Here is a 385-nt window from a genome sequence, read left to right on the forward strand (position 1 = left end):
CTGCTGCATCGAGCGCAGCTCTTCGGCCAGGGATCGCTCAGACGGACAAAGGCCGCCATGGACCAACAAGATCTCCTCACCGAGCTGGCTGACCACCGGGGCATGGCGCAGCGCTTTGCCGTAGCTGCTGCTTGCCGCAAAAAATTGGCTCGGCTCGATGCCGTAGGCCCATAGCTCCCACAACATCCCCCCTGGACCACGGGTTTTGCTGTTGTCCCAGGCCTTGGCGGTCTGCACCTCCTGGTTGCCCCACTGCAAAACGACCCGGCCGCCGGCACGCTCGGCCTGCTCGGCGAGGTCGAAAAAAAAGCACTGCGTGCGCAGGTTGAACGAGCCTTTGTTGATGCGGTCGCCGAGGCTCACCAGAACGTTGTCGCCAAAGCTC

1 protein-coding gene is annotated in these 385 nt (G+C 62.9%); it reads right to left on the reverse strand.

Annotation, left to right across the window (positions count from 1 at the left end):
- A partial coding sequence (locus D7V77_RS44180; RefSeq protein WP_158624610.1) for a hypothetical protein occupies nucleotides 1-385 on the reverse strand: 385 nt, incomplete at both ends.

Origin of the sequence: Corallococcus sp. CA041A (genome assembly GCF_003612075.1) — a bacterium.
Taxonomy (GTDB): Bacteria; Myxococcota; Myxococcia; order Myxococcales; family Myxococcaceae; genus Corallococcus; species Corallococcus exiguus.